The 15,157-nt window shown below is 41.7% G+C and carries 12 protein-coding genes; 2 read left to right on the forward strand and 10 right to left on the reverse strand.

What is annotated here, in order from left to right; genetic code table 11:
* Nucleotides 1-126: 126 nt before the first annotated feature.
* Nucleotides 127-1,518: a PhoH family protein gene (locus G610_RS0105935; RefSeq protein WP_026524061.1), complete on the reverse strand. Its 1,392-nt coding sequence runs from the start codon at nucleotides 1,516-1,518 to the stop codon at nucleotides 127-129.
* A 207-nt stretch (nucleotides 1,519-1,725) separates the two neighbouring features.
* Here G610_RS0105935 and G610_RS0105940 point away from each other — a divergent pair, with 207 nt between their 5' ends.
* On the forward strand, nucleotides 1,726-2,994 hold the full coding sequence (locus G610_RS0105940; RefSeq protein ID WP_026524062.1) for a hypothetical protein: 1,269 nt from the start codon (nucleotides 1,726-1,728) through the stop codon (nucleotides 2,992-2,994).
* Between the two features lie 352 nt (nucleotides 2,995-3,346).
* On the opposite strand, the gene G610_RS0105945 is transcribed toward G610_RS0105940, so the two are convergent.
* The gene (locus tag G610_RS0105945) at nucleotides 3,347-4,075 is read right to left on the reverse strand and encodes an SEL1-like repeat protein (protein ID WP_026524063.1); all 729 of its coding nucleotides are present in this window, start codon (nucleotides 4,073-4,075) and stop codon (nucleotides 3,347-3,349) included.
* An 87-nt stretch (nucleotides 4,076-4,162) separates the two neighbouring features.
* Between G610_RS0105945 and G610_RS22010 the strand changes: the two genes are divergently transcribed.
* Nucleotides 4,163-5,221: a CPBP family intramembrane glutamic endopeptidase gene (locus tag G610_RS22010; protein WP_051197717.1), complete on the forward strand. Its 1,059-nt coding sequence runs from the start codon at nucleotides 4,163-4,165 to the stop codon at nucleotides 5,219-5,221.
* Between the two features lie 88 nt (nucleotides 5,222-5,309).
* Here G610_RS22010 and G610_RS0105955 read toward each other — a convergent pair whose 3' ends face one another.
* The 8 genes from G610_RS0105955 to G610_RS0105990 form a co-directional block, all read right to left on the reverse strand.
* Nucleotides 5,310-5,561: a hypothetical protein gene (locus tag G610_RS0105955; protein ID WP_026524064.1), complete on the reverse strand. Its 252-nt coding sequence runs from the start codon at nucleotides 5,559-5,561 to the stop codon at nucleotides 5,310-5,312.
* A gap of 24 nt (nucleotides 5,562-5,585) precedes the next feature.
* Nucleotides 5,586-7,064 carry a methyl-accepting chemotaxis protein gene (locus G610_RS19915; protein ID WP_051197719.1) on the reverse strand — a complete coding sequence of 493 codons (1,479 nt, stop codon included), beginning with the start codon at nucleotides 7,062-7,064 and terminating at the stop codon, nucleotides 5,586-5,588.
* Nucleotides 7,065-7,193: 129 nt separating this feature from the next.
* Nucleotides 7,194-8,360, reverse strand: coding sequence for a hypothetical protein (locus G610_RS0105965; protein ID WP_026524065.1), 1,167 nt, complete (start codon nucleotides 8,358-8,360; stop codon nucleotides 7,194-7,196).
* Nucleotides 8,361-8,414: 54 nt separating this feature from the next.
* On the reverse strand, nucleotides 8,415-9,776 hold the full coding sequence (locus tag G610_RS22015) for a BspA family leucine-rich repeat surface protein (protein ID WP_026524066.1): 1,362 nt from the start codon (nucleotides 9,774-9,776) through the stop codon (nucleotides 8,415-8,417).
* A 148-nt stretch (nucleotides 9,777-9,924) separates the two neighbouring features.
* Nucleotides 9,925-10,497: a hypothetical protein gene (locus G610_RS22020; RefSeq protein WP_051197724.1), complete on the reverse strand. Its 573-nt coding sequence runs from the start codon at nucleotides 10,495-10,497 to the stop codon at nucleotides 9,925-9,927.
* A 12-nt stretch (nucleotides 10,498-10,509) separates the two neighbouring features.
* Nucleotides 10,510-11,571, reverse strand: a complete 1,062-nt coding sequence (locus tag G610_RS0105980; RefSeq protein ID WP_026524067.1) for a bifunctional glycosyltransferase family 2/GtrA family protein — start codon at nucleotides 11,569-11,571, stop codon at nucleotides 10,510-10,512.
* The gene (locus G610_RS0105985) at nucleotides 11,564-13,453 is read right to left on the reverse strand and encodes a hypothetical protein (RefSeq protein ID WP_026524068.1); all 1,890 of its coding nucleotides are present in this window, start codon (nucleotides 13,451-13,453) and stop codon (nucleotides 11,564-11,566) included. The genes G610_RS0105980 and G610_RS0105985 overlap by 8 nt, the downstream gene beginning before the upstream one ends.
* Before the next feature lie 19 nt (nucleotides 13,454-13,472).
* Nucleotides 13,473-15,074: a helicase HerA-like domain-containing protein gene (locus tag G610_RS0105990; RefSeq protein WP_026524069.1), complete on the reverse strand. Its 1,602-nt coding sequence runs from the start codon at nucleotides 15,072-15,074 to the stop codon at nucleotides 13,473-13,475.
* Between the last annotated feature and the right edge of the window lie 83 nt (nucleotides 15,075-15,157).

Raw genomic sequence — 15,157 nt, forward strand, 5'->3', positions numbered from 1 at the left:
ATTATACCATTTTTAGCAAATTGCGGCTCGTTTCATATATAGCAAAAAGCTCCGTCAGCCTATAGACACTGACAGAGCTTTTATTAGGTTCTACATAATAATCAGTCTGTTACAACTACTGCACTTTTACATGATCACCTTATCTCGCATTCTGCCTATTGCATCCATTGCAAGCCTGCTTCTCTCACACTCTTCTGTGGTAAGAGATATCTGCCAGCATAGCTCAGAACCCTTCATGTGCTCTGATGCATAGGACAGACCATTTGTCCTCTCATCAAGGAACGGACGGTCTATCTGATTAGGATCTCCAAGAAGGATTATCTTGGTATCCTTACCTGCTCTGGTGATTATACCCTTGGCCTGGGCCGGGGTCATGTTCTGTGCTTCATCGATGATCAGATAGGTCTTAAGAATGGAACGACCCCTTATGAAGTTGAGAGCCTCGCACTGAACGATGCCTCTCTCGAAGACCTCATCAGTTTTATCCTGAAGTTCCTTCTCATTCTTATAGCGCTCTTCTTCACTTGAATCAATGAGCTGTTCAAGGTTATCAATTATAGGTCTCATAAGAGGTCCTATCTTGTCCTGCTCATCGCCTGGAAGAAATCCTATATCATCATCAAACTGAGAATTAGGTCTGCATACAAGGATTCGTCTGTATTCATCGGTCGGACGATTGATCATCTTCTCAAGACCAACAGCCAGAGAATAGAATGTCTTGGCAGTACCTGCCATACCCTTTACAATTACCAGCGGCGCCTTGTCAGCAGGCTGCATAAGCGCTTCCTGGAGGAAGTACTGTCCTGCATTTCTGGGCGTAACCCCATAAGGCTGCGCCTTTTCAAACTCAAGTTTCTTAATCACTCCATGATCGACCCTACCCATCTGTGTCTTATTGGTGGACTGATCGCTCTGAAGTATTACAAATTCATTTTCATATAGCTCCGGCTTAACCTTTTCCCCCTTTTCATCGCAGATGTACACTGCCTCTACCGGAACGCCTTTTCTCCTGAACTCCTTAAAGATCTCCTCCGGTGCAAATACTCTGATACGGCCGGAGTACTGTTCTCCATGGGACACAACCTGCTCAGTGGTAAAATCCTGAGCCTGAATTCCAAGCAGCTGTGCCTTGATTCTCATGAGAATGTCTTTAGTTACAAGGATAACTTTCTTTTTCTGCGTATCTGAAAGTCCCTTACATACTCTGAGGATACGGTTATCTGATTTATATTCAACCATATCCTTTGGAAGCTCCACATCCTTATAGTTCTTCTCAACTCTAAGTATGGCGCCATCCTGCAGCTCTACCCCTTTTGTCAGATCTCCTTTCTCCCGCAGTGCTTCAAGCAGGCGGATAACTTCACGGACATTGGCACCGCGCTCACCCTCGTCGCGTTTGTGCGTATCCAGTTCTTCAAGTACCACAAGAGGCAGTACGACATCATTATCGTCGAAGCACCTCAACGCATGTGGAGCCTGAATGAGGACGTTAGTATCGAGTACATAGATCTTTTTCATGCACCTTCTCCCCTCTGCTTATGATAGATAACATTTCCTGCTCTCACAGGGTATTATCCCTTTAACCAATTATACCATATTTTGTATTTGGGGAATGTTTTTATTACAATAAATTGTGTTTTTGGAGAAAATTTTATGATTTTCAAATGTCAAAATATAAGCTATACTAAAGATATCTATGAAATTAAATCTTTGGGGAGATAAGCTTTGGCACTTTTTGGGCGAAATACATTCGATGAACTGGATAATGACTACATTCCGCTTGAAGAATTCGCTCCTACCTTAAGCAAGCAGGAGGTTGTTAAGCGTCGCAAGCTTTCTGACCTTATTACTCCCATCAGGGATATTCCCCTGGCTCTCCGTGGCAGGCGCAATCAAATAGAAAAGGACCTTAATGCATTTTGCATAGATCAGGATGAGGATTTTGAGCAGCTCACCGATGATTTTCTTGATATGATAGAGAAGCAAAAGGGACACATAGAGGATGTAGGCACTCTCCTTAAGACCATGGAACAGGTGAGAGGCGCCGCAGAAGCAGTGAGCGCTGCCATTGAAGAAGAGCCTGAATCTCCCGAGCAGCGAAGCTTCATGGCTGAAATCGATATTCCCACTATTAATTTGAAGAATCTGGCTGAAGAATACATGCCCGATCAGGATATAGTAGAGCAGATAAGAAGCTATTCCTCTTTTTCACACATTCTGAAAAAATCCACAGAATATGCCGTTTCTGCCATAAATCAGTACCATGAGCAGGTTAAAAATCTCTCAGATAAGCAAAAGGAGCTCAGCGATCTGGCGGCAGCTGCAGATCTTCTTGCGCTTCATGCCACTATAGATGCTACTCACATGTCTGAAGAGAGCCGCGAATTCTCCACCAAAATCGCCGGAGAAATAAGTGATCTCTCCAGGAAAATTCACGAGCTGTCCGCGTCTCTTGATGCAGAGCTTGGTGTATTGGAGAACGGCTTTAAATCTGTTCATTCCTCCATGCACACAATCGAGTCTGCCCACAGGGACTGCACCAAATATATGGATATGTATTCATCAAATTGCAATGAATACTACAGACAGAGCACCAATTACACCAATATCCTTATCAGCAGCCTATCTACCCTTAACCAGGAGTTTCGCGAGGCCCTGAAAAAGAAGGATTCTGCCACAAAGGATTACCTTAAGGCTTTCAACTCCTTCTGCAAGAAAATATCCAAAAACTACAAGCAGATAAACAGTAAAAATGAAGGCTTAAAGAGTGTGATGGATGGCTGTATCAGAGGTGCCTCCTCTCTTTCCGAGGAAATGGAGACCACTATGGAGCTCATAAGCGAGGTTCGCGAATCACTTATTGCCATCAGGAAAACTGACAGCATAAGAAAAGACAAGTATTCCAAGGCTCTGCTTAAGGCCTTTGATCAGGACCTTGTATGGCTTAGTAATAAGATAGAATCTACCTTCGATAAGGCAGAAGAATCTGATTGATTTATAGAAAAGAATATTACGCGCTGCAAGGCGCATGTATCACAAAAGGACCGGTGCCACGTGGGCACCGGTCCTTTTCCCTCATACTATTAAAACCGCAGAACGATTTAAAATTCAATTGTTATAAAAAGATTTTATCATATCACTGTGATAAATCAATAAGCTTTTCAAAATTTGCAGTCTTTTTATCAAAAATTGCTTTCTTTTATAAGCCAGAAACTAATTATTAGTTTATCAGATAATCCGCAAATTACAAGCTTTTTGCGGGAAACTTTAGAAAAATTATCGTTTCCTTTAACTTTTAATGTTTATCACTGCTGAATTTCCTTATCACTCTGCTCTAAAACAGCTCTCAGAATCTCATGTATCTTGGTCTTCCGGAGCTTACCACATAATCTTCTGCACAGATAAACGCAACCAGCTTACCTTTGTAGTAAAACTCAGTTCTGTTACCTCCATGTCCGTTCATCACGAGATTAATGGAATCTATTCTGATACACTCAGAGGATTCAACATACCAGATATCCGAAACATTCTGTGCATAGGTTATTACAAAATCCTTCAGTTCACAGTAATGGAATCTGTCATAGGTGATCAGCATCCTGCCATGAGGTGACTCCCGGCGTCCTGCTTTGGGTATTCTGGCTGCAACGACTTTAATCCTGCCGCTTTTCATACGTCTGAAGGAGATCATCAGCTCATGTCCCTCAGAAAGTGCCTGATATAACACAAAAGGATGGGTACTGCAGTAAAGCCTCTCACTGCCATATCCAAGCTTTCTTCGAAGCTGTGTAAGAGCCAGCCTTACCTTTGCAAGAAAAGCTTCATCCTCCGAGGCTCTTCTGACCTGTAGCCTAAGCGTGACTGCATACTCAGCCTGAAGATAATAGGAATAAGCCTGCGCGATATCTACAGAGCCTCCTTCTCCCTTCCTGTACATATCACCCATTTCATAGGCAGCTTCGGCAAATCTGCATCTGTAATGTCCGATTCCCTCGCTTATGAACTTTTTTAATTCGGTGCGGTACTCATGTCGCTTTTTCGTGCGAATGCCTACCCTGCTCTCGTCTCTTTCTTTCATAGTCCATATGATATCATACTTTCCCTCGCTTTACACAAGGGTTTTTATCTATTATAATCGGCATGACGACTGTTTTAGGAGGGGATTATGAACACAGTTAAACAGAAATTTTCACATCTTGGTTTTGCATTGATTGCATATCTCGCAATCGCAAATGTTCTTGGCTCAATATCTTCCGGGATTTATACATTTATAAAAATACTCGCTGAAATGATAAGCACAGCATCGGCAGGCGGTGACTTGTCCAAATACACGGATCTTGGCTATATAACATCTATGTCCGCCGGTCTTGCTTCTGACCCGTTGATGCTTGTAATTATTTCAATGTTACCCGGCTACTTTATAGGAGTACCGCTTACCCTATTGATAATCAACGCCAAAAAGTACAGGGATGTTCCCCTTAAGGGCCTTAATCTCTACACTCCCTACGAAAAAACCATGAAGAGAGATCTGTCTGTTAAAGAATTCCTCATGTTTTTCTTGTTTACATTCCCTATGGGAATAATCGGATCTTCCATTGGTGCAGGTCTTGCAGCGATATTTACCCGTTTGACAGGCTTTGATATGTCAAACATCCTTGATTCCGTTCTCGTTGGTATGAACCCTGTGGCGGTACTTATTTCAACAGTAATCCTTGCGCCGATATTTGAAGAAATACTCTTCCGCTATGGTGTTATCGGCTATGCAAGACGCTACGGCGAATGGAACGCCATCATAGTATCAGCCGTGATATTTGGTCTTATACACACCAATGTTTTCCAGTTTTTCTATGCATTTTTACTTGGAGTATTGTTTGGCTACATCTATGTATATACAAGGCAGTTAAAGTACACCATCGGTCTCCACATACTGTTCAACTTCTTTGGAGCCTTTGTTCCGCTTTTGATTTCACCGGATACCAGCCTGACACCGGCACTTGCCATTTACTCCGGATTGCAATATTTCGTTGCTGCTGTAGGCCTTGTATTCCTGATTCTGTTTATTAAAAAAGGAAATCTTTTAAAGACAACTGAAGGGTCCCCGGTACCCGGAATCTGCAGCAAGGATTCATTCCTTAACTTCGGAATGATCAGCTTTATCATCGTGTGTCTGGCTCTTACAGTATTCATCAGCTTTTCTAATTCGGTTCTGGAATCGCTGATGTAGAAATTCTTTACTGTATTATCTTTAGAAGAATAATAAGACATAAAGATGCCCCGGTAGGTCTTTACCGGGGCTGAGTTTTTCTATGAAATTAGAGCATCTCTACTCTCTGCTGTGAGAAATCGGCATAGCCGTTCTTATACAGCTCCTGAACGAATTCAATGGCATCCTGACCGGATTCTTCAATTGGAACATCCTGGCTGTAGATGAACTCAATCTTGTTTCCGTTCGCCATAATGAAATTTATCTGGGTTCCGATGATCTGTCCATCACCCACATCCATTCCAACTACTTCGACATCAGTTACTTCTCTTACTCTTCCGGCTGCAAATAATACTCTCATTTGATGTCCTCCTTGGTCTAAGTATTACTCCGCATCATCTACGGGGTCACTTAGTTCGTTAAGCTTGTTTGCCTGTTTATAAATACCATCCAGAGCCTTTCTGAATGCTTCAAACTTATTAACAGCTTCCTGAGCATTTGTAAGTCCATCGTTGGAAAGTGCAGCAACCTCTTCACTGGTAGCTGACAGATTGGAGATACTGTCATTTATCTCATTGGTGGATTCATTGATCAGCTCCATGCTGCCACCGATATCGTTAATATTTGAAAGAAGTTCTGCAACATTGCGATCAATTGTCTCGAATGCCTCTGCTGTATCTCGAATAACTTCATTCTGAAGTTCAACGGATTCAACAGTGTTATCAATACTCTCCATGGCCTTATTGGCATCTTCTGTAAGTTCACCGATGATCTTGGTGATCTCACTGGATGCGTTATTGGTCTGTTCAGAGAGCTGTCTGATATCTTCTGCTACTACCGCAAAGCCTTTTCCTGCTTCACCTGCTCTTGCTGCCTCGATGGAAGCATTCAGCGCAAGTAGGTTGGTCTGCTTGGAAATAGCCATGATGGATCCGAGAATCTTCTGAACCTCTTCTACCTTATCAATAACTGCCTTTGTGGAATCAGCAGTAACATTACTTGCATCTCTAACGCCTCTTGCCTTATCTCTGAGAACTTCGATTGTCTCAGCCACCTGAGAAACGATTTCCTGAGTATTCTTGGAGGATTCTATCATTCTGTCACGCTGAGTATCAGCAACCGCTGTCTGTTCCTTGATCTCGGATACTTTCTGAGCCTCATCGGTAACAGCCTGAGCTGTACTCTCTGTAGATGTAGCTATATCACGCATTCCGGAGCTTGTATTCTCAATGATCTGCTCAAGCTCTTCTACATTACCCTGAGCCTGATCAAACAGCTTTGAGATTCTGCTTGCAATCTTGCTCATCTCCTTGGATGTAGCTTCCTGAGTTTCTGTATGCTCCTGAATTGTAGCGTTATTTTCTTCATTAAATGCGAGAATAAGTGAAATTGAGAAATAAGCTGCCATTACGCAAAGGAGAGTTGCAATTCCGAAGATTGCAACCTCGGCGCTGACTGCACCCTTTGCAATAATTACACGAAAAGCCGTAATGACGGACATAATTCCAATGGCTGTACTTCCGCCAATTACGATTCTCTTATTCATATAGATCATAGATGAAAACAGTATGGCAAGACCAAATACTCCACAACCGATCTGCACTTCAACTACCATAACGATTATGTAGGAAACGGTCGCACCGAGCATGATCATTGCTGCTCCTATCCTGTTATCCCTGAATTTTATAGCTGCCACATTCATGATAACAATGCTGACTGCAAAAGCTATAAGCTCCAGAATTCTTCCTACTGTAAAACCAGTTCTTGTTCCTTCATAGATGAAGGCTATGGCACAAACAACGACTATGATCATACATACTGTAAGTGCTCTTTGATTAGCTCTTTGGAATTGTTCCTTATTCATCTTTTTTCCTCCTGATCAGGATACTCGATATGCAAAAATACACCTACAGATATTTTAACAAAATTAACGATATTAAGTTCTAAATTTTTACTAAATAAAGCCCCTTTCTATTTATACTTAATTAATAAATTAACTTTTAACCCTGACGCTTTTTGGCTTACTCCAATCAGTGTAAAGCTTACCGCTTCCGCTGTTTTTATAGCCTCTTATGCGAACATAATACTTACCCTTCTTTAGCTTTTTGACTACCTTTGAAGTAGTCGATGTTTTCTTTATTGTGATAGTTTTTACTTTTTTGCCAAAGCTCTTATCTGTGCTGTACTGAACCTCATATCCGTTCAAGCCTTTGGCAACCTTTTTCCAGGTAATCTTCATCTGCTTTTTGCCTGCTGAGACTTTCTTAATTGCAGGCACTTTAAGCTTACTGTCGACATTTTCTGCTTTTTGCGTTGTAGCTGGAGATGAGTCCGCGCCCGTGCTTGTAGCGCTTGGATTCTGCGGCTTATCAGGTTCCTTTTTCTCATCATCCTTCGGAGCAGGCTTTGGAGCAGGCTTTGGTACCGGATCTTTGGGTTCTTCCTTGGGCGGAAGATCAACCGCAGGTCCCACCACTATAACAAGATCCGAATTTATTTTAGTAGTTAGATCGTCTGTTAAACGGCGTAAAACTATTTCTGTTTCTTTGCTTCTGGCATCAACATGCGTGCAATTCATCTGACCTATTGTGACCATGGTTGTGTTCGGAGAACCAACAAACATCGCCATACTCTTTTCATCTTTGTTATCCCATGATATTTCATATTTTATGCCATAGTAATCTACTACTTTTACTTTCAGATTAGAAGGCGCTTTCATCTTATCGCTGCCACTCAAAGTGTATGTTTTTGAAGCAACTACTGCATCGGTTCTTTTCTGATAATCCTCCAATGTATCGCAATAATTTTGAGATTCATAGTTTTTACTTGCAAAAACATATAGCTTTATTGTTCCTGAATAATTGTATCTTTTCAAAAGTCTGTAATCGACTTCCTCATAGACTTCATTAGCCTTCAATTCCTTGTTGTAGACTCCGGAAAGCAGACACTCTTTTCCGCCCGATTTCTTGTAGGTGACAAGAGACGTATAATATCCATCAAAGGAAGCTTTGTAATGTATTTTATTTTTTACAAACTTAACCTCTGTGGGAGCTTTTAACTTAGCCTCAGCCCTTACAGCCACAGAAACACCGCCAAGCATGATAAACACACAAAAAAATGTTGCTATTATATTTAAAATCTTTACCCTGTTCTTTCTCATAACTATTTCCCCTAAAATCATTAAGACCTTTCCTGTTATCCCAGGCCTGCTCTCTTACTTTACAGATGCATTAGTCTGCTTTTTGATTCTTGAAATAACCTTTTTCTTTGCGCTTCCTTTCACGCCATTAACCTTAATTGTTGCTCCCTTTTTAAGCTTCTTGAAAGCCCCTTTACCGACATTAAGCTTTTTGTTGCAGCTAATAGTAATCTTCGAGAGCTTCTTGCAGCCCTTGAATGCATTCTTTCCTACAGATTCCAATTTTGAAGTGATGGTAAGCTTTTTAATTCGTGTATTACCCTTGCAGGCATTGTCAGCTATAGCGCAGACACTGTACTCTGCGCCGTTATGTGTAACCTTTCCAAGCTTAACGCTTCCCTTTGCGGTTATAGAAGTAACCATTACCTTCTTATCGCCAATAATCTGATAAGTGATTCCTGAATCTGAAAATGTATTTCCGGAAGATGCTGTTTTATCTGCAGTTTTATCTGCATTTTTAGTATTGGTTTTTGTATCTTCTTTGGGACTGTCCGGTTCTGCAGGCTTCTTTTTCAGTAACCTTGCATTACGGTATATGTTGCTTTTATCAGAAGGAGGTATTGCTGTATATATCTGGTCAGAATCAGCATATTCATCATCGTTATTGTCTATTGCCATTTCTGTATACATATCTATGAACTTGGCAGTCTTTTTGGGCGAAATAACACACGCGAAGTCACTGCCTGTATTAAGCATGGAAGTGACATCGGTGTCCTCACGGATCGTTAAACCGCTGAGATTTACACCACTTAAGGATGTACAATTCAAGAACATACGATTCATGTCTTTTACCTTTGATGTATCAAATGCCGATAAATCCAAGTGATTTAAACGATAACATCCACTAAACATTGAACGCATATCTTCTACATTTGATGTATCGAAATCATCCAAATACAGCCACCCGATCTGGCCTGCCCTGTAAAACATACATTCCATGGTTGTTACCTGAGAAGTATCTACTACCTCATCATCAAAACTTATATTATCCAAAGTCCTGAATGAGGCAAACATAAAGTCACAATCAGGATTAAACTTAATCTTATCGGGGCTGTATACATATATTACGTTCCTGTCTTCGGTAAAATATGCATAGACATCGTTTCCTACAGCCACCTTGGTAGGCAATTTTTCTATTCTTTTCTTATTATTTGTAAATATAATTGAATCAATTATCGTATCTTCTGATGTCCCGATAACTACCTGATTGGCATGCTCTTTAATTATGGTATTAAATCTTCTGCCACTATAAAGCATTCCTTTTTCCGGATTAACAATGACTTTTGCCTGGGAACTGATGGACGAACGTCCAAACACTAAAAAAAGACACAGTAAAACTGCGCCTGAAATTACAAACTTCCCCCAAAATCTCTTCATTACAATTTCCCCTTTAACTTCCCTTACTGAGAAATCACTTTTTTCTTCCCCTCAACAAACCAAATTATACCAAACAGTTTCCTTTCGCTCAACAAATTAATCCGCGATGAAACTTTGTTTTCAGTAAAAGTTCCGGCGCAGATTTTCATCACTGACGATCGTAGTAGTCTTTGCCACTACAGATAAAATATGTACGGATATAGCCGTCTGTGGAGACAAAGGCTATCTCGTCGGTTGCTTCAAGATAGTAGACATCATCACCATCCTCTGCCTCATACTTATGAAGGGCTTCAGGATTATTGATAAGAGCATTGGCAGCATCAAGGTATGCCTCCGGACTGTCAAAGCCCATCTCGATACCGTGCTTATCATAGTGACTGTCACGCTGCTTCTTAGTCCTGAAGTAGCGATATTCATTCTTCTGTTCAATAGCCTCAATTGCCGCTGCTGTGGCATCATCCTCGGTAGCTGCTAAGGATGAGGTCTCTCCTGAATCGCTATTATCCCTTGTCTCTTCGAAGGACGATGTCACTCCTGAATTGCTATCATCCTCTACAACCGCAAAGGATGATACCACTCCTGAATTCGCGTCATCCTCCACTTCCTGCCAGGTGGCGAACTGTGGGTAGATAATTATATACATAGCGCAGAAAAACAAAAGCACTATCATTCCGGTTGAATAGGTCTTAGACATCTTGGGACGTCTCTTGTTATTCTTCATTACACATATCCTTTACTTATAAACGATTTCCCTTTGTACCACAAATCTCATAAGAAACAAAATGCAGTCAACCGGGATCTTTACATATAATTCCGGTGAATTCGGTACCATACTGTGGAAAAAGCTTACCAGTGTTCCACTAAGAAGCATGATGATAACCGCCAGTATCACATAGCGAACAGCGGCTCTTGTTTTACTTCCCTTCCCCTTAAATACAACCTTGTAATTTATCAAAAAGTTGTAGATCGCCGAAATAACGCGGGCACATACTGTGGAAACCATGATATATCCAAAAGGAATCCCCGCTATTCCTCTGAAAATCCCGCAGAATATGGCAAACATCACCATATCTACTACGCTTGATGACAAGGATGAAAAAAGGAACTTAAGAAATACCGCATAGATCATAGCCGAATCCTGTATGGGTCTGAAATGACTGGTTTTATTTTCCTCAATATAAATTGTCTTAATCGGTACTTCGACTATCTTAATCTCCTCATCCTTGGTCATAAGGAGCATGTTGGTCTCGAATTCAAACCTCTCGCCATTGCAGCTAAGCAGCTTTTCCATAAAGCTCTTGGAAATTGCCCTCAGCCCTGTCTGGGTGTCGCATACACTGACCCCTGCCAGTATGGACATAACCTTACTTGTAACCTTGTTGCCAAAGACAGACCTTGCGGGAATTCCGGATTTATCAAAATCTCTTACGCCCATAACAAGTGCCTTCGGATTCTCCTTTAAAGCCTTCATGCACTTCTTTATATCCTCTATGCTGTGCTGTCCGTCGGAATCAGCAGTCACCACTCCGATAAGATCCCTATACTCATTAAGGCAGTAATTAAAGGCATCCTTCAGAGCACGACCCTTTCCAAGATTCACGGCATGCCTTAGAATCACAGCACCGTATTCTATCTCAGCCTTCTTAAAATAGCCTCCATATAACGATTCATCAGAGCCATCGTCATACACTATAACCGGCGAAACTTCTGCTGCCTTTAATTCAGACAAAAGCTTTATAAGCTTCTCGTCCGGTTCGTATGAGGGTATTATTACCGGTATTACTTCATTAGTCATTTAATAAAACTCCACCATTTATTCTCTCTATCTTATACACATGACCTGTGCTAAACTGCTGTCCATCCTTCATAAAAGAATCAAAAACCTTAAGAGATTCTCTCTCCTGGGGCTCCACATACAGATATTCCGCATGAGAATTCACAATCTTATCTGTCATGGACTGCAACGTATCATCATCCATAAGTGTCTCATAAATAACAGGCACAGGAGATGCTTCTTTACTCAGATATGTGTCATGTACCCAGTGATTAAAGCTGCTGCTTCTGATATTCAGAACGCGGTGCCCCCACAGCTCCTCTCTTCCATCTATGGTCTCAAGGAAATGCGCTGCGCCTTCATCTATCATGTCAGAGTTGTACTTTGCCTTATCGGCAACTGTAGCTCTATAGCCATGCAGCCCGTAAGCTGTTCCGGTATAATCGGCAGTCAGCAATATAAAAATCACTATAACAGAGTATACAACTCCAAAATAAGATGAACCTAAAAGTCCATTCCCTGCTTTTATTTTTCCTGTGCTGCCTTCTCCTGCCACAGCCCACTTAAGAGCAGCCATGATAAGAAGATACATACATCCCAAAATAAAAGGTGCGCCGTACCTTGCGATGGAATTGGTCATGGCAAAGGCATCAAGATACTGATCCTCTGACTGGAACAGCGATACATGGGCGACAAAAATAAGTCCGTAGGTAACCACAAAGGTAAGTCCAAAGAATACCGAAACCGCCTTTGCTTCACCCTTCTTAAATGCACCTTTTTTAATCAGCAAAACAAGAGCTGCCAGAATCACAATAAACATTCCGCCAATCGGAAGATCAAACGTGATGTTGTGATCTGCATGCATAGGCATGGTCCAAAGGCCAAGGAAAAAGTATCTTGCCTTGTCCATAGCATTTGCAGGCACAGCATAAGAGCCTGTTGCCATCTTTATTCCAAGTCCCGTTACCTTGGCAACACGCCTGTTTATCAGGCAAAACAAAAGCCAGCTTCCGTAAAAAAGTGCTGCAGGAACAGCTGCCTTGAAGATACCAAAATCCTTTTTATACAAAAGAAACCAGAAAATCAGTGCAAATACAGCCCACTCTATACCCACAGATTTTGTCAAAAACAGCACTGAAGTATAGACGGCAATCCTTCCGAAATAGAAGATGTTCGTATGACCTTCCCTGTCCCAAATAGCGCAGAGAAGTGCTCCATACACAAGTCCCATGGTGATATCCGCAGGTGTTCCATAAAATACGATTCCATTAACGATTCCGGGAATCATAAATACTGCCAAAGTAAAAAGAACTGTAAGGAGCTTTTTGCCTGCCTTCTCTACAAACTTAACAAGAGGAAGAAGCATCAAAAAGCTCAGCACATAATATCCTGAAAACTGAAGACCCTCTTTATATACATCCCCTGACAACTGCAAAAATATCCATTTGAATAAGGATGTAACCGGGGGATAATCACCAAATTCAGGAGAAACATTCCCATATTTTCCCGGGAATCCATTCAGATAAAAAATCTGCTTCGCATCCGAGGACCAGAAATTGATATCATCCCACCAGGAAAAGATCTGATCCTTTGTAAGAAATGTAACAACTGCCGACACCACAATAAAAGTAAGTGTCGCCGGAGATACGAGTCTTTTCCCTATTTCTGAAAGAAGAAGCTTACGCCTTTTTGATTCAGATCTGATGATTGCAAAAATAAATACAAGAATAAAAATGCATGCCGCGGGAAATATAACCGGTAATGCATCAAATAATCCAAGTATGTATAAAGACAGGATCAGTCCTGCCCCTGTAACGGGCAGGACATCACACATGCTTTCATTAAAATGAATGGATACACAAGCGGCAAAAATGAAAAAAGCCGCTATTAAAAGAAACCACATAAAATCGCTCTCAATCTGTTTATAGTTTGAAGAGTGTACCTATAATACCTCTTCCAAGGCTGGCGCCAAGATTACCGCCAAGAGTTTTACCAAACTTACCAAAGCCGGCACCCACTGATTTGCCCACCTCTCTTCCCACAGTTCCGGAAACTGAGGATGCTACTGATTTTGCCGCACGCTTCTTGGCATTTGCAGCCTGTTGTTTTTCTCTTTCTTCTTTTCTTGCTTCAGCTGCAGCTTCTCTCTCAGCAGCCTTTGCAGCAGCGGCCTCTTCCTTTGCCTTAGCCTTGGCAGCTTCTGCTTCAGCCTTTGCTTTTGCTGCTTCCTCAGCGTCTAATACGCCCTTCCTAAGAAGCATCTCGTAAGCAGAATCGCTGTCTACCGCTTTTGCATATTTACTGTAAAGAAGACTTCCCTTAATGGTATTGTCTCTTGAAGAATCATCTATTGTTCCGATCTTACTCTGAGGAGGCAGGATAAATGCTCTTCTGGCAATCGTAGGAATGCCGCCCTCATCAAGGAAGGATACCACGGCCTCTCCTGTTCCAAGCTCCATGATTACATCAAAGGTCTTGAAATCAGGATTCTCACGGAAGGACTCAGCAGCTGCCTTAACAGCCTTCTGATCTGCAGGAGTATATGCATGAAGGGCATGCTGAATCTTATTACCAAGCTGCGCAAGAACGCCGTCCGGAATATCCCTTGGATTCTGAGTGATGAAATACACACCAACACCCTTTGAACGGATAAGCTTAACAACCTGCTCTATCTTATCAAGCAGAGCCTTTGAGGTATCCTTGAAAAGAAGATGTGCTTCATCAAAGAAGAATACCATCTTGGGCTTCTCAAGATCTCCCACCTCAGGAAGTGTCTCAAACAGCTCTGACAGCATCCAAAGAAGGAATGTGGAATAAAGAACACCATTGTGAATAAGGCTCTCGGAATCAAGAATATTGATCATTCCTCTTCCGTTTGTGTCTGTTGTAAACCAGTCTGTGAGGTTAAGTGCAGGCTCACCAAAGAAGGTCTCTCCTCCCTGAGTCTCAAGTGCAACCACACTTCTGAGGATAGCGCTGATTGATACAGGACTCATCTTACCATATTCTGCAGCATAGTCCTTATTGTGCTCTGAAAGCTCATTTAACAGAGCCTTGAGATCCTTGGTATCGAACAAAAGCCATCCGTTGTCATCTGCTATTTTAAACGCAATTGTGAGGATATCGGACTGAAGGTCATTAAGTCCTAAAATTCTCGAAAGAAGAATGGGGCCCATCTCTGTAATCGTGGTGCGAAGCTGGATTCCCTTTTCTCCGAAAAGATCCCAGAAATTAACCGGGTATTTTTTATATTCATAGCCGGTGCCGGAGAGACCGAATCGCTCTATTCTCTCTTCCATGCCACTGCCTTCGTTTATCATGCCTGCCAGGTCGCCCTTAACATCAGCAAGAAAAACCGGCACTCCCATATCACTGAAGGATTCTGCCAGAACTTTCAAAGTAACAGTTTTTCCTGAACCTGTAGCACCGGCGATAAGTCCATGTCTGTTAGCCATTTTAGGAAGCAGATAAAGCGCTTCACCATCATCTGCATTTGCTATCCAAACCTTACCATCTCTAACCATTCTCATACCCTCCTAAAAATAAGTAAATATCTTTAGCAAAACTTATCTCTATTTTACCCATATTTACCGCAAAAGAAAAGACC

Source organism: Butyrivibrio sp. MB2005 (genome assembly GCF_000424285.1).
Classification (GTDB): Bacteria; Bacillota; Clostridia; order Lachnospirales; family Lachnospiraceae; genus Butyrivibrio.